General features: G+C 62.9%; 20 protein-coding genes. 14 read left to right on the plus strand and 6 right to left on the minus strand.

What is annotated here, in order from left to right:
• Positions 1–383 precede the first annotated feature (383 nt).
• Positions 384–1,049, plus strand: a complete 666-nt coding sequence (locus QVF59_RS09540; protein ID WP_287879208.1) for a YiaD family glycine zipper/OmpA-like lipoprotein — start codon at positions 384–386, stop codon at positions 1,047–1,049.
• A 79-nt stretch (positions 1,050–1,128) separates the two neighbouring features.
• On the opposite strand, the gene QVF59_RS09545 is transcribed toward QVF59_RS09540, so the two are convergent.
• A complete protein-coding gene (locus QVF59_RS09545) occupies positions 1,129–2,049 on the minus strand; it encodes a LysR family transcriptional regulator (protein WP_287879209.1) in 921 nt (306 codons plus the stop codon).
• A gap of 309 nt (positions 2,050–2,358) precedes the next feature.
• Between QVF59_RS09545 and QVF59_RS09550 the strand changes: the two genes are divergently transcribed.
• The 4 genes from QVF59_RS09550 to nikR all read left to right on the plus strand — a co-directional run bounded on the left by QVF59_RS09550 (position 2,359) and on the right by nikR (position 6,262).
• Entirely contained in the window at positions 2,359–3,762 is a 1,404-nt protein-coding gene (locus QVF59_RS09550) for an NAD(P)/FAD-dependent oxidoreductase (protein WP_287879211.1), read from the plus strand.
• Positions 3,763–3,800: 38 nt separating this feature from the next.
• Positions 3,801–4,154, plus strand: a complete 354-nt coding sequence (locus QVF59_RS09555) for a cupin domain-containing protein (protein WP_287879213.1) — start codon at positions 3,801–3,803, stop codon at positions 4,152–4,154.
• Positions 4,155–4,202: 48 nt separating this feature from the next.
• The gene (locus QVF59_RS09560; protein WP_287879214.1) at positions 4,203–5,687 is read left to right on the plus strand and encodes an aldehyde dehydrogenase family protein; all 1,485 of its coding nucleotides are present in this window, start codon (positions 4,203–4,205) and stop codon (positions 5,685–5,687) included.
• A gap of 128 nt (positions 5,688–5,815) precedes the next feature.
• Positions 5,816–6,262 (plus strand): nickel-responsive transcriptional regulator NikR, encoded by a 447-nt coding sequence (gene nikR, locus QVF59_RS09565; RefSeq protein WP_287879216.1) that lies wholly within the window; start codon positions 5,816–5,818, stop codon positions 6,260–6,262.
• Positions 6,263–6,269: 7 nt separating this feature from the next.
• Here nikR and QVF59_RS09570 read toward each other — a convergent pair whose 3' ends face one another.
• The 5 genes from QVF59_RS09570 to QVF59_RS09590 all read right to left on the minus strand — a co-directional run bounded on the left by QVF59_RS09570 (position 6,270) and on the right by QVF59_RS09590 (position 11,041).
• Positions 6,270–7,124, minus strand: coding sequence for an energy-coupling factor ABC transporter ATP-binding protein (locus QVF59_RS09570; RefSeq protein ID WP_159875243.1), 855 nt, complete (start codon positions 7,122–7,124; stop codon positions 6,270–6,272).
• Complete coding sequence (gene cbiQ, locus QVF59_RS09575; RefSeq protein WP_287879218.1) at positions 7,121–7,972, minus strand: cobalt ECF transporter T component CbiQ; 852 nt, start codon at positions 7,970–7,972, stop codon at positions 7,121–7,123. Before cbiQ ends, QVF59_RS09570 begins: the two co-directional genes overlap by 4 nt.
• Positions 7,969–9,027 carry a cobalt transporter CbiM gene (gene cbiM / locus QVF59_RS09580; RefSeq protein ID WP_287879220.1) on the minus strand — a complete coding sequence of 353 codons (1,059 nt, stop codon included), beginning with the start codon at positions 9,025–9,027 and terminating at the stop codon, positions 7,969–7,971. The genes cbiQ and cbiM overlap by 4 nt, the downstream gene beginning before the upstream one ends.
• Positions 9,028–9,299: 272 nt before the next feature.
• Positions 9,300–10,319, minus strand: coding sequence for a chorismate transformation FkbO/Hyg5 family protein (locus QVF59_RS09585; protein ID WP_287879222.1), 1,020 nt, complete (start codon positions 10,317–10,319; stop codon positions 9,300–9,302).
• A 41-nt stretch (positions 10,320–10,360) separates the two neighbouring features.
• Positions 10,361–11,041: a phosphatase PAP2 family protein gene (locus tag QVF59_RS09590; protein ID WP_240902595.1), complete on the minus strand. Its 681-nt coding sequence runs from the start codon at positions 11,039–11,041 to the stop codon at positions 10,361–10,363.
• Between the two features lie 252 nt (positions 11,042–11,293).
• Between QVF59_RS09590 and QVF59_RS09595 the strand changes: the two genes are divergently transcribed.
• From QVF59_RS09595 to QVF59_RS09635, 9 genes are read left to right on the plus strand one after another with little or no spacing between them, the layout of a single operon-like run.
• Positions 11,294–11,584, plus strand: a complete 291-nt coding sequence (locus QVF59_RS09595) for a phosphopantetheine-binding protein (RefSeq protein ID WP_159875246.1) — start codon at positions 11,294–11,296, stop codon at positions 11,582–11,584.
• Positions 11,581–12,237: a COG4648 family protein gene (locus tag QVF59_RS09600; RefSeq protein ID WP_287879224.1), complete on the plus strand. Its 657-nt coding sequence runs from the start codon at positions 11,581–11,583 to the stop codon at positions 12,235–12,237. Before QVF59_RS09595 ends, QVF59_RS09600 begins: the two co-directional genes overlap by 4 nt.
• 33 nt (positions 12,238–12,270) lie before the next feature.
• The gene (locus QVF59_RS09605; protein WP_287879226.1) at positions 12,271–13,617 is read left to right on the plus strand and encodes an AMP-binding protein; all 1,347 of its coding nucleotides are present in this window, start codon (positions 12,271–12,273) and stop codon (positions 13,615–13,617) included.
• A gap of 1 nt (position 13,618) precedes the next feature.
• Positions 13,619–13,918: an ApeI family dehydratase gene (locus QVF59_RS09610; RefSeq protein WP_287879227.1), complete on the plus strand. Its 300-nt coding sequence runs from the start codon at positions 13,619–13,621 to the stop codon at positions 13,916–13,918.
• Entirely contained in the window at positions 13,915–14,832 is a 918-nt protein-coding gene (locus tag QVF59_RS09615) for a lysophospholipid acyltransferase family protein (RefSeq protein ID WP_287879229.1), read from the plus strand. The genes QVF59_RS09610 and QVF59_RS09615 overlap by 4 nt, the downstream gene beginning before the upstream one ends.
• Positions 14,833–14,839: 7 nt before the next feature.
• The gene (locus tag QVF59_RS09620; RefSeq protein WP_287879230.1) at positions 14,840–15,421 is read left to right on the plus strand and encodes a LolA-related protein; all 582 of its coding nucleotides are present in this window, start codon (positions 14,840–14,842) and stop codon (positions 15,419–15,421) included.
• Positions 15,418–17,757 (plus strand): MMPL family transporter, encoded by a 2,340-nt coding sequence (locus tag QVF59_RS09625; RefSeq protein WP_287879231.1) that lies wholly within the window; start codon positions 15,418–15,420, stop codon positions 17,755–17,757. The genes QVF59_RS09620 and QVF59_RS09625 overlap by 4 nt, the downstream gene beginning before the upstream one ends.
• Positions 17,741–18,409 (plus strand): alpha/beta fold hydrolase, encoded by a 669-nt coding sequence (locus QVF59_RS09630; protein WP_287879233.1) that lies wholly within the window; start codon positions 17,741–17,743, stop codon positions 18,407–18,409. Before QVF59_RS09625 ends, QVF59_RS09630 begins: the two co-directional genes overlap by 17 nt.
• Positions 18,406–19,236: a polysaccharide deacetylase family protein gene (locus QVF59_RS09635; RefSeq protein WP_287879235.1), complete on the plus strand. Its 831-nt coding sequence runs from the start codon at positions 18,406–18,408 to the stop codon at positions 19,234–19,236. Before QVF59_RS09630 ends, QVF59_RS09635 begins: the two co-directional genes overlap by 4 nt.
• Positions 19,237–19,239 lie beyond the last annotated feature (3 nt).

Below are 19,239 nucleotides of genomic sequence, written 5' to 3' on the forward strand. Positions count from 1 at the left end.
AGACGCGTTTTACCGATCAAATCCCTTCCTTTGCCCTGTTCGACCCAGAGCATTACTTCCACCCCCGCAAGGGGGTTTTTTTTATCCTGGGCCGTCCGGCTTCCGGAGATTGGCCTGGCCGGGCTGTACCTTTGCTTACACAAGGCACACGTTTGCTTACACGTCAGGTTTGTCAGCAGTTCTATAATATGAATTAAATCAAACCGACGTGTCGCAGCCAATCGCCGACCGTCAGTGAACTTGTCAGCGCCCGGGCTGCCTGAGGCAGATGCATGGAATATGCCAGATGGCACCCTGCCATGCAGCTGTTGCCTACTGGATACTGGCGGCCCGGACCCAACCCTGACGGTGTGAGATGCACACACCGCAACGAGGAGATCACGATGAAAAACCTGATGACTACCCTGGTGGCTGTTGCCATCGCCTCTGCCAGCCTGAGCGGTTGCGCCAACATGAGCGAAACCCAGCAAACCACCGGTACCGGTGCCGCTGTGGGCGCGGGTGTAGGTGCCCTGCTGGGCGCACTGACTTCCGGTGGTCATACTGGCCGTAGCGCGGTAACCGGTGCTGCCGTAGGTGCCGCGCTGGGCGCGGGTGGCGGTTATCTGTGGTCGCAGCATATGCAAAAGCAGAAAGAGGCCATGGAAAAAGCCTCGCAGGGCACGGGCGTCAGCGTGAGCCAGACCGCCGACAATCAGCTCAAGCTGAATATCCCCAGCGATGTATCGTTTGACTCCGGCCGCTATGACATCAAGCCGAATCTGCGCCCGGTGCTGGACCGCTTTGCCACCACCTTGCAGCAGAACCCGGTGACCACCGTGCGCATTGTCGGCCACACCGACAACACCGGCAGCGACGCCATCAACAATCCGCTGTCGGTCAACCGCGCCAGCGCCACCCGCGACTATCTGGTCAGCCATGGCGTAGCCGCCAACCGCATCAGCATCGATGGCATGGGTTCGCGTCAACCCGTTGCCGACAACAGCACTGTGGCTGGCCGTGCAGCCAACCGTCGCGTGGAAATCTTTGTCGGCGAAGCTGGCAAGTAAGCCGTCAGCGAGCGCCTCGCGCAGTCAGCAAAAAGCCCCCGCAAGGGGGCTTTTGCATGTCAGCCAGGCCTGGCTGGTGTCAGCTGTTGCGGCTTTGCTCCAGCGCTTGCAGAAAGTATTCCAGCACCAGATTGGGCCGTCGCCCCTTGCGCATGGCCACATTCAGCGGAATGTCGTAACAGAATTGTTGCGGATGTAGCGGCCGCATCACCCCCTGTGCCACCCAGCCAGCGGCAAAGTGATCTGGCAAAAAGCCGATATAGCTGCCGGTAAGAATCAGAAAGGCAATGCCTTCCCGATCCGATGCGGTGGCGGTGCAGTTAAGCGCGTGGTGTTGCGCCATGGCCTCCACCGTCAGCCGGTAGTTGGGGGCAATGGCTTCGGCGCTGCGTAGCTCGGCTTCGCTGATGTCGGCATCGGCACGGGCAAAGAAGGGGTGTTCGCGGCTGCAATACAGCAGCGAATGCTCTTCGTACAGTGGCAGGTAGTCCAGCCCGGACAGCGGGTTGATCAGCGGCACCACGCCCACGTGCAGGTGGCCGTCCTGCACGCCCAGCTCGATTTCGCTGGGGGTGGTCATGGAGATATTGATGCGCACCCCCGGCCCGCGCGCACTCAAGGACTTGAGCGCATGGGTCAGGTGCATGTGCGACTGGGTGACCAGGTTGTTGATGATGCCGATGTTCAGCTCGCCACGCAGCTGGTGGTGCAGCTGGTTCACCTCGGTGCGGAATTCCTCGATGGCCGACAGCATGGTCTGGCTGGCGTGCAGCACCGCCCGGCCTTCGTCGGTGAGGGCAAAGCCGGCGCGGCCACGCTGGCACAGGCAGATGCCCAGCCGTTTTTCCAGATCACCCATGTGCAGGCTGATGGCGGAGCGGCTGATGCCCAGCACGCTTTCGGCGGCGGAAAAGCTGCCGCACTCCACCACGGTCTTGAACAGGCGCAGCAGGCGGATATCAAAATCGCTGACCTGGGAGAGGGATTTTTTTTTGCTCATCAGTTGAGTATTTTTGAAACTGAAGGTAAGAAATTCGTGATTTACCTCAACATATCACCTGGTTCAAGCTATGCCAAGCAACAAGCTGCCCAAGCGCCCGCCGGTGCCGGATAGCTGTTGCATGGTGTGGGGCTGCGCAGTGCTACCGGGCTATCCGCCATGATGTCGGCTGCGCCTTGCTGCATCTTGCTGCGCGACTTGCGTGCCAAGTGCCGACATCGCATGATCGATACACCGCCTGCCAGCCTGCTTGTGTGGCGCAGTGTGTTGTCCCCGTGAACTGTCCCATGCCCGAGGAATATCTGTTTTATGCCGCAAATCGTGTTTGAACGTGAGGCACCGCAACAAGAGCTGATCGACGCCGCGCTGGCCGGCAGCGTCAACCGCCCGTTCTGGGGAGATGATGTGGCGCACCTGCGCCGCAGTTTCCCCCCGCTGCAAGGCAAGGCCAGCGCTGATCTGGCCATTGTCGGCGGTGGTTTTCTCGGTCTGTGGAGCGCCATTCTGGCCAAGGAACGCAATCCGTCGCGCTCGGTCACCCTGCTGGAAGGCCGTCAGGTGGGCTGGGCCGCATCCGGCCGCAACGGCGGCTTTTGTGAAGCCAGCATCACCCATGGCGAGGAAAACGGCCAGCAGCGCTGGCCGGAGGAAATGGCCGAGCTGGAGGCGCAGGGTCTGCAGAATCTGGACGAAATCGAAGCCACCATCCGCCGCTACGGCATCGACTGCGACTTCGAGCGCACCGGCGTGCTGGTGGTGGCGGTGGAGCCCTACCAGGACGAACAATTGCGTGGTGAAGGCTATATGGATGCGGCGCAGATCCGCGCCGAGCTCAATTCGCCCACCTTCCTGTCCGGCATCTGGGAAAAAGACAGCACGGCGATGATCCACCCCGGCAAGCTGGTGCTGGAACTGGCGCGGGTGGCGGTTGAGCTGGGTGTGCAGATTCACGAACAATCCGCCGTCACCGCGCTGCACAGCCGCGGCAGCCGGGTGCGGCTGGCGACGGAGGCGGGCGAGCTGGATGCCGCCCGCGTGGTGCTGGCCACCAATGCCTTTCCCTCGCTGCTCAAGCGTTACCGCTGGCACACCATCCCGGTGTACGACTATGTGCTGATGACCGAGCCGCTCTCTGAGCAACAGCTGGCGTCCATCGGCTGGCACAACCGCCAGGGCATTGCCGACATGGCCAACCAGTTTCATTACTACCGCATCACCCGCGACAACCGCATCCTGTTTGGCGGCTACGATGCCGTCTACAACTTTGGCGGCAAGGTGGACGATGGCTATGACGAGCGCCCGGCTTCGTTCACCCGGCTGGCCAGTCACTTCTTTACTACCTTTCCGCAACTGGCCGGGCTGCGCTTCAGCCATCGCTGGGGCGGGGCCATCGATACGTCTACCCGTTTTTGTGCCTTTTTTGCGCTGGCGCGTGGCGGCAAGGTGGCCTATGCCGCCGGTTTTACCGGCCTGGGCGTAGGGGCCACCCGCTTTGCCGCCAATGTGCTGCTGGACAAGATAGAAGGGCTGGATACACCGCGTACCCGCCTGCGCATGGTGCGCGAGATACCGCCACCGTTTCCGCCAGAGCCGCTGACCTATGTCGCCGTGCAGGCCACGCGCTGGTCGTTGAACCGGGCCGACCACAACCATGGCAAGCGCAATCTGATGCTGCGCACCATGGATGCGCTGGGCCTGGGTTTCGATTCCTGAATCCGTTCGTCCTTTTCTGACCATCCAAGGAAGCAAGCATGTCCAATCCCTTTGCCCTGCTGGCCAATCACTGCGTGAACGCTACGCAGATTGTGCTGGAATATCGCGAAGTCCCGGCCGATCAGCTCATTAGCGGCTCCGCCCGGGTTGGCACGGCCGAGCTGGGCCAGTTGCACGGTTGCAGCATCGGCGTGTGGGAAATGTCGCCCAGCGTCACCACCGATGTGGAAGTGGACGAATTTTTCATCGTGCTGACAGGTAGTGCCACGGTGCAGTTTGCCGATGGCCGGCCGCCGCTGGAATTGCAGCCCGGCACCATGGGCCATCTGGCGGCCGGCACTGCTACCACCTGGGTGGTGACACAAACACTGCGCAAGATCTACATCGCCTGAGCGGTAGCGACCGCCCGGCACAACAATAGCAAGGCAGGAGGAAGAAACATGGAAGTGCGCAACAACTACATCAATGGCCGTTGGCAGGCCTCGGTCAGCGGCGCTACCCGCGAAGTCATCAACCCGTCCAATGGCGAAGTGATTGCCCTGGTCACCGACAGCGTGGCCGAGGACAGCAAGCAGGCGATTGCCGCTGCGCGCCATGCTTTTGACCACGATGGCAGCTGGCGGCGCATGGCCGGGCCCAAGCGTGCCGACATGCTGCTGCGTATTGCCGATGCCATTGCCGCCCGCGCCGACGAACTGGCGGTGATGGACACGCTGGACAATGGCAAGCCGCTGCGCGAGGCGCGCTGCGATGTGGACGATGCAGTGGCCTGTTTCCGCTATTACGCCGGGCTGATTACCAAGCCGCAGGGCGGGGTGTATGAAGTCAGTGACGGCTTTGGCCCGATGCATGCTTATTCCATGCACGAACCGGTGGGTGTGTGCGCGCTGATCACGCCGTGGAACTACCCCTTGCTGATGGCCACCTGGAAACTGGCCCCGGCACTGGCGGCGGGTAATGCTGTGGTGTTCAAGCCCAGCGAAATCACCCCGCTGTCGGCGGTGGCGCTGTTTGAAATCTTCGATGCCGTCGGCCTGCCGGCGGGTACTGCAAACCTGGTGCTGGGCAGCGGCCCGGCCGCCGGGCAGGAGCTGGCCGCCAGCCATGATGTGGACATGATCACCTTCACCGGCAGCACCCGCACCGGGCAAACCATTGCCGCTGCGGCAGTGGGTAACCTGAAAAAAGTGGGGCTGGAGCTGGGTGGCAAGTCGCCCAATATCATCTTTGCCGATGCCGATCTGGAAGGCGCGGTGGAATGGGCGATGATAGGCGTGTTCTTCAACCAGGGTGAAGTGTGCTCGGCCGGTTCGCGCATCCTGATTGAAGAAAGCATCAAGGACCGCTTTGTCGCCCGACTGGCCGAACGCGCCAATGCCATGACCATTGCCCCGGGCATGAAGGATGCCGACATGGGCGCGATTGTGTCCGCCGCACAGCTGGAAAAGGTGCTGGGTCATATCGAACGCGCCAAGCAGCAGGGGGCCACGCTGGTGTGTGGCGGCGAGCGCTATGTCGAGGGCGAGTGCGCCAACGGTTATTTCGTGCGACCCACCATTTTCGACAATTGCACCCGCGACATGGACATCGTGCGTGAGGAAGTCTTCGGCCCGGTGGTGGCCATCCAGACCTTCACCAGCGAGGCCGAAGCCATTGCCATGGCCAATGACACGCCGTACGGCCTGGCTGGCGGGGTGTTCACCTGCGATGGCGCTCGCGCATTGCGGGTGGTGAAGGAAGTCCGTGCGGGCGTCACCTGGATCAACTGCTACAACCCCACCTTTAACGAAGCGCCGTGGGGCGGCTACAAGATGAGCGGCTATGGCCGCGATCTGGGTGTCAATGGCCTGCTGGAATACCAGCAGGTGAAACAGGTGAGCATCAATCTGCAACCGGGGCTGGTGGGCTGGTATCCGCAGCGCTAGTGCGCATAAGGTGCAAGCTATGGCGGGGGCGAGTGCTGCATGTATCGTCCCCGCAGTCTTTTCCCCAGCCGGATGCCTGCTCGCCGCACTTCCTCTGCTATGCTCTTGCCCTGTTTCCGGAGACAAGCATGCAAAGACTGACCATTTCGCTCAGCGACGAGCTGGCGCAGGCATTTGATGAGTTGATGGTCCGGCGCGGCTACAGCAGTCGTTCCGAGGCGGTGCGCGACATGTTGCGCCGCGAACTGGGGGAGGATGATCTGGCCGGCGAAGCGGGCGGCCCCTGTGTGGCAGTGCTCAGCTATGTGTTCGACCACCACGAGCGCCAGCTGTCATCGCGGCTGACCGGGCTGCAGCACGACCACCACGATCTGGCGGTGGCCACCATGCACGCCCATATCAGCCACGCGGACTGTATCGAGACGGTGATCCTGCGCGGTGATAGTGCCGAGGTGGAGCGTTTTGCCCGTTCGGTGATTGCCGAAACCGGTGTGCGTCACGGCCAGGTGCAGCTGATTCCGGTGAGCCCGGCCACGCAGCGCGGCCCCTTGTACCGCCGCAAGAAATCATCCTGAGCCGGGCTCAGCCCTGCCGCCGGCCCAACTGGCGGTAGCCACCGCGCGGCCCGGCATGGCTGTGCTGATGGCCGTGGGCATGCGGGTGGCTGTGGACCTGGCCATCGGCATGCCGGTGCGGGTGGGCGTGCAGCAACTGGCTGCGTGCCAGCAGGGCGTGGTCGGCCAGGATAGCCTGCGGGCTGCCCTGGGCCAGCAAGCGGCCTTCGGCCATCACGATGACGTGGTCGGCAATGTCCGCCACGCTGTCCAGATCGTGGGTGGCGGTAATGATGGTGCGGCCATTGCCACGGCTTTCCAGCAAAAAGCGCAGTACCTCGCTCTGGCTGGCCGGGTCCAGTGCGGCAGTCGGCTCGTCCAGCAGCAGCACTTCGGGCTGCATGATCAATACCGAGGCCAGTGCCACGCGCTTGCGCTCGCCACCGGACAGCCGGTGCGGTGCGCGCTGCTGCAGGTGGCTGATGCCGAATTGCTGCAAGGTGGCGGCAATGGCGGTGCGGATGTCCTGCTCCGGCCAGCCCAGTTGCAGCGGGCCAAAGGCCAGTTCGTCAAATACCGTGGGATTGAACAGCTGCACGTCCGGGTTCTGGAACACCAGGCCCACGCGGCGGCGGAAGGCGTAGTGGCGCGCATCATCCGCCAGTGCCGCTTCGCTCAGCACTTCGCCAAAGGCGCGCACCTCGCCTTGCTGGGCAAAATACAGGCCGTCCAGCAAGCGCAGCAGGGTGGATTTGCCCGAGCCGTTGGCACCGAGCAGGGCGATCCGGCTGCCGGCGGCAATCTCCAGCGTCAGTTCATGCAGGGCAGTGTGTTGCTGATAACGGAAGCTGACCTGTTGCAGGCTGTATACCGGGTGGCTCATGCGTGGGTCCAGACAATGAGAAAGGGCAGGGCGACGGCCAGCAGCAGGGCGCACCAGTCGCGTTTGCGGGTGTGAAAGCTGTGCAGCAGGTAGATATCACCGCGATAACCGCGCGATACCATGGCCAGATGCACATCGCTACTGAGCTGGAAGGCCTTGCCCAGCAGTACGCCGCTGCTGCTGGCCACCAGTTGACGCGTCATGCGGCCGGAGGGGGCGGCCAGCATGCGGCTGCGTCTGGCTTCGAACATCTGACTGGCGGTTTGCAGCAGCACAAACACATAGCGATGGGTCATGCCCAGCAGGGCCACCAACAGTACCGGCACCCCCAGGCTGCGCATGGCCTTGAGCACATGCATCCACGGTGTGCTCAGCATCAGCAGCAGGGCAAAGCTGGCGGCAACCTCCGCCCTGCCCAACAGCAAGGCGGCGCTGTACAAGCCCTGCCGGCTGACGGGCCAGCCCAGCAGTGGCAGGGAGAACAGTGTTTCTCCCGGTACCAGAAACAGCGCCGGCACCGCCAGCACGCCGCTGAACAGCAGCACGCTCAGCCAGGCCTGGCGGTAGAGCTGGCGCAGGCTGATCTGCGAGCACTGTCCCAGCAGCACGGCCAGCCCCAGCAATAACAGCAGGCTGCCGGGCTGGCGGGCCAGCAAGGCGGCGCTCAGCACGGCCAGCAGCGACAGCAGCTTGATGCGCGGGTCCAGTTGCTGCAGCAGGCCCTGGCGTGCGCTCTGTGCCTCGGCATCCAGCGCATGTTCCATCACCTGCTGCAAGCCATGCACCATGCGCTCGGCGATATTGCCGCGATGGCGGTGTCCGCCGGCAATAAAGGATTGTTCGCTCACTGTGGCAGGCCGCGCTTGCCAGCCAGTTGCGACAGCAGCAACAGGCTGAGCAGGATTAGCCCGGCACCAAACAGGGCCGACAGCACATAGCCAAAACCCGCGCTGTGAATGAAGGCCGGCGCATAGTCGGGGAAAGGCGCGGACCACAGCCCGGCCAGTCTGGCCAAGCCTTCCGGTGCGGCTTGCGGCAGTGCATGCAGGCCGGAAGCCTGGATGATTTGCTGACGGCTGGACGGATCGGCAAAGTCTTCCGCCGCCCATTCGCCCCAGGCGGTACCGGCGGCCAGCAAACCCAGTGGCGACAGGATCATCAGCCCGGCCAGCCCATACCACAGCTGGCGTGCGCTGCGGCCACGGCTGCCGGACTGCTCGCCAATGCCGGCTTGTCCAGCCAGCAGTTCTGGCTGGGAGCGCTGCAGATAGGCCACCAGGCCTGCCGTCAGCAGCATTTCCGCCATGCCGGCAAAGCTGAGATGGCCGATCATCATGGCCGGAACTGCCACTGACAACGGATAGGGCGCATACAGCGGCGTGCCGCTGGCGTCATGAAACAGCATGGGCTGCACACCAAATTCGATGGCGGTCAGCAAGGCGGCGGCATTGATGGCCAGATAACCGGCAGCTCCGGCAGCCAGCACACGGCGGCGTGAGGACAGGCTGGCCCCGGCAGACAGCAGGCGGTAAACGGCCCAGGCCACCAGCGAGCCGACCACTGCCATGTTCAGGCTGTTGGCACCGAAGCTGCTGATGCCGCCATCGCCGAAAAACAGCGCCTGAATTAACAGCGCAAGCGAAACCGCAATGATGGACGCCCATGGCCCCAGCACGATGCTGACAATTGCCATGCCTACGGCGTGGCCGCTGGTGCCGCCGGGCAGGGGCAGGTTGAACATCATGATGACGAAGCAGAAGGCGGAAAACACCGCAAACAGCGGCACCAGCCTGGTGTGCAGCAGGCGTTTGGCGCGCTGGTAGGCCACGAGCCAGAAGGGGAGTGCCACGGCATAGGCCAGGGCGCAGGTGGATGGGCTGAGATAACCGTCAGGGATATGCATGGGGCTGCCTTTCAGACGCAGGACGGATGCACCGTGCGTATGAATATTTTTTAAAATGTATGAAATTTTAGCAAGATGCATGCCATCTGTCATGCCCCACACCTGCCCGGCTGGAGATGGGCGGACTGGCGGCAGGATAGCTGGCAACGGTAGGGGGAGGCCACCGTGAAGGTGGCAAGCAACTGTGCACTTGTGGCGGATAGTGCTTAGTGATTGACCAGCACGGCGTGCTTGCGCGCTGGTGCTGGCTGCGGATAGGGCAGGCTATCGGCCTAGCGGTGCAGTCTGAAGCCCTGGGCTTCGATTTCCACCAGCAGGTCGGCACGGCAGATGTCTGCCTGCACATAGACGGCACGGCTGTCATCGCCCACGCATTGCAAGAAGGCGGCACGCACTGCCGGGTAGTCGGCGGCATGGCGGATGTACACCCGGTAGTCCAGCTGTTGCAGGGTGAAAGCGGCAGCATGCTGACGCTTGGCCTCGTCCAGCAGGATGGCGATATTGGCAAAGGTTTCCCGCGTCTGCGCCGTCACATCCCCCGGATGCAAGGTTTCATGCCCGACAATGCTGGCGGTGCCGGAAATGAACAGGATGTCTTCATCCTGTTGGCTGGCCAGTGCGGCACGACTGAAGGTGGGGCTGCGCGGGCCGTATTGGCGCGGGTAGGCAAAGGCGCTGACCTGACGGGGGTTCTCCAGCGGAAGGGCCGGTCGGGAGGCGGCCAGAAAGGCAATGCTTACCGGGCCGCTGGCCGTACCCAGTGCGCAGGCGGCCGGGCTGCTGTCCACCGGGCGTGCGCAGGCGGCAAAAGCCTGATGCCGACCGATATTGAACTGGCGGTAGCGCTCCATGCCGTCCTGCTCGGCATTGATGCGCGGAATGTAATTCCATATCCGCCACAGGTGCGGGCAGTTTTCCGCGGCCAGCAGTCCAAACAGTTGACGGTAGGCCTGCTCGGCAAGCCGCTGCAGTGCAGACTCACCGCCCGCGGGCTGGATGCTGCTTTCTTCCAGCGTAATCACGCCATACAGCACATCCTCTCCAGCCTTGCTGAAGTGGATGTCCCCAAACTGCCCACGCCGTATCGGCGCAGTACTATGCCAGTATTCCTGCAGCGCGCTGGCGCTATTGCCCAGCAAGGGCATCAGCACGGGCTGGGTAGGCCAGGGCTGCGCTTTGGCGGGCTGGCCGATATGGCTCATGCCGAGAATGTGCCCGGCGTCTGCCGGGGCATGGTCTGCGGCCAGTGCCGGGTTGAGCGTGGAGAACTGTAAGCGGGTATCTGGGTACATGCTGCAAGCTTGCTGCGGGAAAGGGTTGATCATGCGTGTAGTCAGTTGCCGGGCTGGCGGTGGTCACGGTGCCGCTGCATGGCGTGGGCGCGCAAGCCTACCAGGCAGGCACTGCCAACGCCCAGCAAGGTGCCGGCAGCCACATCCAGCGCCACATGCTGTTTGACCGCCATGGTGGAGTAGGCAATGGCCACGCACCACAGCAGGTTCAGCCACTGCAGAGCGCGCGCCCAGCGTAGTGCCTGCAGCCGCCAGTGCAGCCACAGCCCGGAAAACACCGCAGTAGCCACATGCAGCGAGGGGAAGGCATTGCCGGCGGTATCCACGTTTTTCAGGAAGGCCACGCCGGGGTACTGCTGCCAGTCTATGTCCGGCGGAGCGATGGCATTGGGCCAGAAGTAGAAAACCAGCAAGCCGGCCACGCAGGGCAGTGCCACCTTGAAGCCATAGGCGATGATCTCGCGATGCGACAACATCAGTACCGGCGGCAGGGATACATAGGCCCACAGTGACAGATAGATAGGCAGCGCCCAGGGGTGGAAACCAACCCAGCCGTCGACTGCGGTGGTCGGCACAATGCTGACGGCAGATGCCGGATGGCGCAGCAGATAGACATAGGCAACAAAAAACACCAGGGTAAAACCCATGGTGCCGAACATCTTGAACCAGAAGCGGGTAAGTACCGTTTCCAGCATTCCGGCTGTGCCATTGCTGTTTGTCATGCCCTCGTTCAAATCACCTCCTTGACATGTGTGCAATAGTCTGTTTTTGCCTTGTGACAAGCAGGCAGGCATATTGTTATACTCGCGCTTCATTTTTAGCTGTCGGCAATACATACCATCTTGAGGTGTAAATGAAAGCCTCAATCAATATGCGTCGCGCGATAGCGCATTACGACCGGCGATGATACCGAAACTGTGTGACATTGGCGATTGCCGGCAATTCCCTTAAAACAGAAACGATTATTGCAAATCATGGAACAGCAACACTCTGCAGATACCGGGCCGGACCTGGCGCTGGAAAGCGAAATCGCCGCGCTGATTGTCTCCGCGCTCAATCTTGATATCACCCCCGCTGATATTGCGCCTGAAGCACCGCTGTATGGCGATGAACTGGGAATCGATTCCATTGATATTCTGGAAATCGCCCTGGTCATGTCAAAACAGTATGGCGTGCAAATGAAAGCGGATAACGAAGACAACTCCACCATTTTCGCCTCGCTGCGTAAACTGGCTGCCTATATTCGCGAGCACCGCAGCAAATGAGTCCGCTATGGCGCACATTGCGCCTGGCTGTGCTGGCAATGGCCGGACTGCTGTATGTGGTGATGGATTATCTGGCCTCCTCCTCCGATCACCCGCCGGTATATGCCGTGGTGGTGGGGGCTGCGCCACTTACCCTGGGGCTGCTGACTGCCAGCTGGAATTCCCGTCTGCGCTGGCCGGCGCTACTGGCCTGCGCGGCAGGTCTGCTGGCCATTGTGGGCAATCTTGATCGCCTGCTGGCCCATGCTGCCTGGTTTTACCTGCTGCAGCACGCAGGCATCATGAGCGGTCTTGGCTTCATGTTTGGCAGCACGCTGCGCACCCATGAGGGGGCGCTGTGTTCACGCATTGCCCGCATTGCGATTGCTGCACCGCTGGATGCCGCCTACTTTCACTACACCTGGAAAGTGACACTGGTCTGGACGGTTTACTTTGCCGTCAGTGCCATGCTCTCGCTTGGCCTGTTTGCGCTGGCACCACTGGCCTGGTGGGCCTTTTATGCAGCAGTGCTGACGCCGGTATCACTCGGGCTGATGTTTGGTGGTGAATACCTGATCCGCCAACTGGTGTTGCCGGACAGCCCGCCGTTCAGCATCGCCCAGACCATACAGTCCTATCGTAAATATTCGCAGTGCCGCGACAACGCCGATTAGGCCGCTGCTGTTGCCGTCCATGCCATTTTGCCCATGAATCTGATACCGCTTCTTCCCGATACCGACCCGACCGCTGCGTTTGCCTACGTTAACGAGCAGGAAATCGACCGCGCCACCTTCCGCGCCCAGGTGCAGACCCTGGCGGCGGCCTTGCCGGCGCGCGAGCGGGTGCTGAACATGTGCGCCGACCGCTACTGGTTTGCCGTGACGCTGTTTGCTGCCATCGCCCGCAAGATGGTGACAGTGCTGCCCAATTCGGCGGCACCGGAACATATAGCCGCCGTGGCGGCAGAGCAGCCGGGCCTGCTGGTGTTGGGCGACCAGGCGGAATGCCCGGTGGCTGATCTGCCCTATATGCAGATCAACACCCTGCCGCCACGCATGGAATTGGCACAGGCCGAACTGCCGCTGATCCCTTTCGACCAGCGCGTGGCCTGTCTGTATACCTCTGGCTCCACCGGCACACCCATGCCGCATTTCAAAACCTTTGGCCGTCTGCGGCTGGCCATTCTGGCCGGGGCCGAGCGGGTATGGGGTGCAGCAGGGCAGGCCTGTTCGGTGGTGGGAACGGTACCCATCCGCCATATGTATGGACTGGAATCCAGTGTGCTGCTGCCGATCATGGCTGGTGGCCGCATGTCTGGCCGCATTCCGTTTTTCCCGGCCGATATCGCCAGTGCGCTGGAACGGATGCCGGCACCGCGCCTGCTGGTGATCACGCCCTTTCATCTGCGCAAGCTGCTGGATGCCGACATCCGCCTGCCCGAGATCGCCGTCATCCTGTCGGCCACGGCACCGCTGTCTGCCGAGCTGGCCGCCCAGACCCGGCAGCAACTGGGCTGCCCGGTGCTGGAAATTTATGGTTCCACCGAAACCGGTCAGGTAGCCACCCGTGAAACCGATGTGGAAACCACCTGGCAGACCTTGCAGGGCATTGCGCTGGAAATGCGCGACGACGAACTGTGGGCAGTGGGCGAGGTGTACGAGACCCCGCAAATGCTCAACGACACGGTGGAGCTGTTCAGCCCACAGCGTTTCCGCCTGGTGGATCGCAAGGCCAATATGATCAATGTGGCCGGCAAGCGCAGCTCGCTGTCCTTCCTCAACAATACGCTCACCAGCCTGCCCGGCGTGGTGGACGGCATGTTCTGCGTGCCCGAGCGCGGCAGCGGTGAGGAGGTGGAGCGTCTGGCGGTGTTCGTAGTGGCCCCCACGCTGGATCGCGCCGCCATTCTGGCTGGCCTGCGCCAGCATCTGGATTCGGTATTCCTGCCGCGCCACGTGGTGTTTGTCGATAGCCTGCCGCGCGACGGCAACGGCAAGATTCTGGCGCGCACCGTACAGGCGCTGATTGCCAGCCATCTGAGCGGACGGGACTGATATGCAGTACACCGAACTGCAGATTGCCGCCGATCACCCGGCCTATCCCGGACATTTCCCCGGTCGCCCCGTCCTGCCCGGCGTAGTGCTGCTGGATCAGGCCCAACTGGTCATCGAAGCCGCCTCCGGCCTGGTACTGACGGGCCTGGCGCTGGCCAAGTTCCACCGTCCGGTGGCACCGGGCGAGGCCTTGCAGCTGGCATTTGCCATCGGTAGCGGTAATGTGTCCTTCGTGATTTCCCATGCCGGTAGCAAGGTGGCGGACGGCAAGTTCCTGGCCGATACGGAGCCTGCCGCGTGAGCGAGGACAGCGGCAGCAACGCCAAGCCGCAGTGGATGCAGCAGCAGGAGCGCGGCAACCGTTTCTGGCTGCGCATCATGTCCACACTGTCCTGCCTGCTGGGGCGGCGCTGCTCGCGGCTGGTGCTGTACGGCATTGCCGCCTACTTTGTGCTGTTCGGCGGTAAGGCACGTCGTGCCTCGCGCAGCTATCTGGCCCGCAGCCTGGGGCGGCCGGCGCGCTGGTACGAGGTGTATCGGCATGTGCTGAGCTTTGCTACCACCATTCACGATCGCGTTTATCTGCTGCGTGACCGCTTTGATGTATTCGATATCGATCTGTCCGGTGCCGAGGAACTGCATCGTCATTACGGTGGCGGGCAGGGCCTGCTGCTGTTCGGCGCGCATCTGGGCAGTTTTGAAGTCCTGCGCGCCATGGCACGCAACCGGCCTGGCATGCAGGTGAGCATGGCGATGTATCCGGAAAACGCGCGCCAGATCAATCAGGCGCTCGCGGCCATCAACCCTGCTGCCGCACCGGACATCATTGCGCTAGGTACACTGGAGGCCATGCTCAAGGTGCACGCCCGGCTGGATGAAGGCGCGCTGGTCGGTATTCTGGCCGACCGTGCCGCCGGGGCGGACCAGTACCTGCAGCGCACGCTGCTGGGCGCGCCGGCGCGCTTTCCCAGCGGGCCGCTGCGCATGGCCGCCATGCTGCGCCGCCCGGTGTACTTCATGGCCGGCATCTATCTGGGTGGCAACCGTTACCGTATCCATTTCGAGCTGCTGGAAGACTTTTCCGCACTCGGGCGGTCACAAAGGGAGGCCGCCATGCAGGCACTGCTGGACAAATATGTGGCCGCACTGGAAAGGCATTGCCTGGCCTATCCGTACAACTGGTTCAATTTTTATGATTTCTGGGATGAAAGCTAGACAGACCATGCGTGTATCCATTTTGAGCAAGACCCTGGCCGGACTGCTTCTGCTGCTGGGCAGCACCGCACTGCAGGCCGCCGATTTTTCTCTGGCTGACTTGATGCAGCAACTGGGACAGAAAAAGTCCGGCACCGCCACCTTTGTGGAAAAAAAATACATCGCCATGCTCAAGCAGCCGCTGGAGTCATCCGGCGAACTGGCTTTCACCGCGCCGGACCGGCTGGAAAAGCGCACCCTCAAGCCCAAGGCGGAGGCGGTGCTGCTGGAAGGCAACAAGCTGACGCTGGAGCGCAATGATGGCCGCAAGATGAGCGTCAACCTGGCTGATCGCCCGGAGGTATCGGCCTTTGTCGAAAGCATTCGCGCCACCCTGTCGGGTGATCGCACTGCGCTGGAGCGCTATTACACCCCGGCGCTGTCCGGTGGCAGCGAGCAGTGGCAACTGAGCCTGACTCCGCTGCAACCGCGCATGCAGAAGGTGATCAGCCAGATCCGCATTGCCGGTACCCGTGCCCAGGTGAAGACCATCGAATTCCTGCAGGCCGATGGTGACCGTTCGGAAATGACCATCACCAGCACCCGATGAAATCAAGACTCTTCAAACCGGCGCTGCTGATCTGGCTGGCCGCCATGCTGGCCTCGGTGCTGGTGATCAGCCAGACCCGCTTCGTGGCTGACCTGTCCGCCTTCATGCCCAAGCTGCCCAGTGCGCGGCAGCAGATGCTGATCGACCAGCTGCGCGATGGCGCTATCGCCCGCATCGTGCTGGTGGGGATTGAAGGCAGCGACGAAGCCGAACGTGGCCGGCTGTCGCGGCTGCTGGTGGACAAGCTGGCACACAATGCGCGCTTTACTTCGGTGCAGAACGGCGACCGCCAGACCCAGCAGCGCGACCAACAGTATTTCTTCAACAACCGTTATCTGCTCAGCCCGGCGGTGACGCCGCAGCGCTTCAGTGCCGCCGGCCTGCACGATGCCATCCAGGGCACACTGGACGCCATGTCCGGCGACGCCGGCCTGATCGTCAAGAAAATCCTGCCGCGCGATCCCACTGGCGAAACCCTGCAGATACTGGAGCAGTTCATCGGCGAGAACCAGCCCAGCACCAGCGACGACATCTGGGTCTCGCGCGATGGCAAGCGTGCAGTGCTGCTGTTGCAGCTGGGCGAATCCGGCCTGAATACCGACGCCCAGGCCGCCGCGCTGGAGGACGTGAAGCAGGCATTTGCCAGCCTGCCGGCGCGCCATGCCGATACCCGGCTGGTGATGAGCGGCACCAGCGTCATTTCGGTGGCCTCGCGCAACATCATCCAGAGTGAGGTGGAGCGGCTGGCCGCGCTGGGAACCGTGCTGGTGGTGGCGCTGTTGCTGCTGGTCTACCGTTCCTTGCCCTTGCTGCTGCTGGGACTGATTCCGGTAGTGTCCGGCGCGCTGGTGGGCATTGCCAGCGTCAGCCTGGGTTTTGGTCATGTGCATGGCCTGACACTGGGTTTTGGCACCACGCTGATTGGCGAGGCGGTGGATTACTCCATCTACCTGTTCATCCAGCGCGCGGGGGGCGGCAATCCCGGCCATTTCTGGCGCACCATCCGCCTGGGGGTGCTGACCTCGGCCACCGGCTTTGCCGCGCTGATGTGCTCCAGCTTTCCCGGCCTGTCGCAGCTGGGCCTGTATTCCATCAGCGGCCTGCTGGCAGCGGCGCTGGTGACGCGCTATGTCCTGCCCGGCCTGATGCCGCAGCAACTGAACCTGCGTGATCTGTCCGGCCCCGGCCTGCTGCTGCAAAAAGTGCTGGACAGCCTTACCCGCCTGCGCTGGCTGCTGCTGGTGGCCATGCTGACAGCGACTGTCGTGCTGGCATTGCATCATCAGGACATCTGGAGCCGCCAGCTCAACGCGCTTAGCTCCACCTCGGCGGCACAGAACAAGCTGGATGCCGAGCTGCGTGGCGATCTGGGCGGTAACGACATGCGTTATGTGGCCAGCTTCAGCGCGCCGGATCAGGAAAGCGCCTTGCAACTGGCCGAGCGCAGCCGCCGGGTATTGCAGCAGCTGAGCCGGCAGAATGTGATCGGCGGCTTCCATACCCCGGATGAACTGCTACCCAGCCTGGCTACCCAGAAGGCCCGTCAGGCGGCCTTGCCCGCTGCGGCGGAAACCGCCAGCCGGCTGACACAGGCCGTGCAAGGCCTGCCGCTGGATGCCGCAGCCTTGCAAGGCTTTGTCAGCGATGTGGAGCGCAGCCGGCAACAGCCGCTGCTGACGCGCGCCAGCCTGCATGGCAGTGCGGCCAGCGTGCTGCTGGATTCCATGCTGATCAAGCGGCCTGGCAGTTATCTGGTGCTGATGCCGCTGCGCCCAGCCAGTGGCGAGAACATCGCGCTGGACAAGGTAAGGGCTGCACTGGCTGCACAGCAACTGGGGCAGGTGACGGTGATCGACCTCTTGGAAGAAACCACCGCCATTTTCGACAGCTATACCCACGAGGCATTGGTGTTTTCCTCGCTGGGCAGCCTGGCCATCCTGCTGTTGCTGTGGCTGAGCTGTGGCTGGTTGCAGGCAGTGCGCGTCACCATCCCGCTGGGCTGTGCCGTGTTGTGCACAGTGGCGATTCTGGATGCTTGCGGCATCCAGCTGACCATCCTGCATCTGGTGGGCCTGCTGCTGGTAGTGGCCATCGGCTCCAACTACGCGCTGTTCTTTGCCAACAAGCAGCAGCTGGGCAGCGATGACCAGCAGCGCCAGGTAGAGGTATCGCTGGTGGTGGCCAATCTGGCCACAGTCACCAGCTTCGGCCTGCTGGGTAGCTCCAGCGTGCCGGTGCTGTCCTTCATCGGCAGCACGGTGGCCATTGGCGCGCTGCTGGCGCTGGTGTTTGCCGCCATGATGGCCAGGATGACGCCGCGTGCGCTGCCTCGCTGATGCATTCCGTGCCGATAGCAGTGCCGACACACTGTTGGTACTGTTGCCGCCGGCCAAGGCCAGCCTGGAAGACCTGCTGGAGCAGGGCATGGTGGCGGCCGTGCGCGCGCGCGGTCTGGCGGTGGATATCGTGCTGGCCGATGTGGGCTATCAGCAGGTGATGGCCGGAACGGTGGCCGCTAGCCTGCAGCAGGCGGTGATTGCACCGGCGCGTACGCAGGGCTACCGTGCCATCTGGCTGGCGGGTATTTCGCTGGGCGCTTTCAATGCCCTGCACCATGCCGCTGTGCATGGTGGCGAGCTGGCCGGTCTTTGTCTGCTGGCACCATATCCGGGTACGGCAGATATCCTGCAGGAAATCCGCCAGGCGGGCGGGCCGCAGGCCTGGGCTGCCGCCACGGCTAGCTTGCAGGATGAGCGCCGTTGGTGGCACTGGCTGGCCACGCAGGCGGACTGCCCGCTGTGGCTGGGTCTGGGTGCGCAGGACCGCTTCCGCGATGGTCAGGACATGTTGGCCAGCCTGTTGCCGGCGCAGCGGGTAAACCGGATTGAGGGAGATCACAGCTGGCCGGTATGGCTGCAGCTGTGGCAACACTGGCTGGTGCATGGGCCGCTGGCCGCGCAGCAGTCACCGGGCAAGGAGGACAGATGAAACCACCAAGGCTGTCGCCGTTTCTCTGGCTGTGTGGTGCTTTGCATGTGCTGGCCTTGCTGGCGCTGCTGTATCGCCCGCATGACTGGCTGGCGCTCTTGTTGTTGCTGGTATTGCTGCATGGCCTGATTGCCGTGGCCGGGCTGCTGCCGCGCTGTGCGCTGCTGGGGCCAAACCTGACCCGCCTGCCTGCTGCGGCCATCCGCCGTGGCGAGGTGGCCATCACCATTGATGATGGCCCGGACCCGGCGGTGACGCCGGCGGTGCTGGACATCCTGCAACATTACGGTGTGAAAGCCACGTTTTTCTGTATCGGCGAGCGCGCGGCGCAATATTCCGCACTGTGCCAGCAGACTGCCCGTGCCGGCCATGCCGTGGAAAACCATGGTCAGCGCCACCGCAAGCAGACTTCACTATTCGGCCCGGCAGGCTGGCGACGCGAGGTGGGCGAGGGCCAGGCCACGCTGCAGCGCATTACCGGTCACACACCGCGGTTTTTCCGGCCGATTGCCGGTTTGCGCAATCCCTTTCTCGAACCGGTATTGCAGCAGCAGGGCGTGTTTCTTGCGAGCTGGACGCGCCGTGGCTATGATACGCGCGTCCGCGACCCCGAGCAGGTGTATGCCCGGCTGGTGCGCAATCTGGCGGCTGGTGACATCCTGCTGCTGCACGACGGCAATGCCGCCCGTACGGCCGATGGCCAGCCCTTGATCCTTAGTGTGCTGCCGCGCCTGCTGCAGGAACTGTCCCGCCGTCAGTTGCAGGCGGTGACATTGCCGCAGGCCTGCCAGCCCGAGCAGACAGCTGCCGGTGTGGCAGATGCCTGATTT

The organism is Aquitalea sp., assembly GCF_030150775.1.
In the GTDB taxonomy this organism is placed as follows: domain Bacteria; phylum Pseudomonadota; class Gammaproteobacteria; order Burkholderiales; family Chromobacteriaceae; genus Aquitalea; species Aquitalea denitrificans.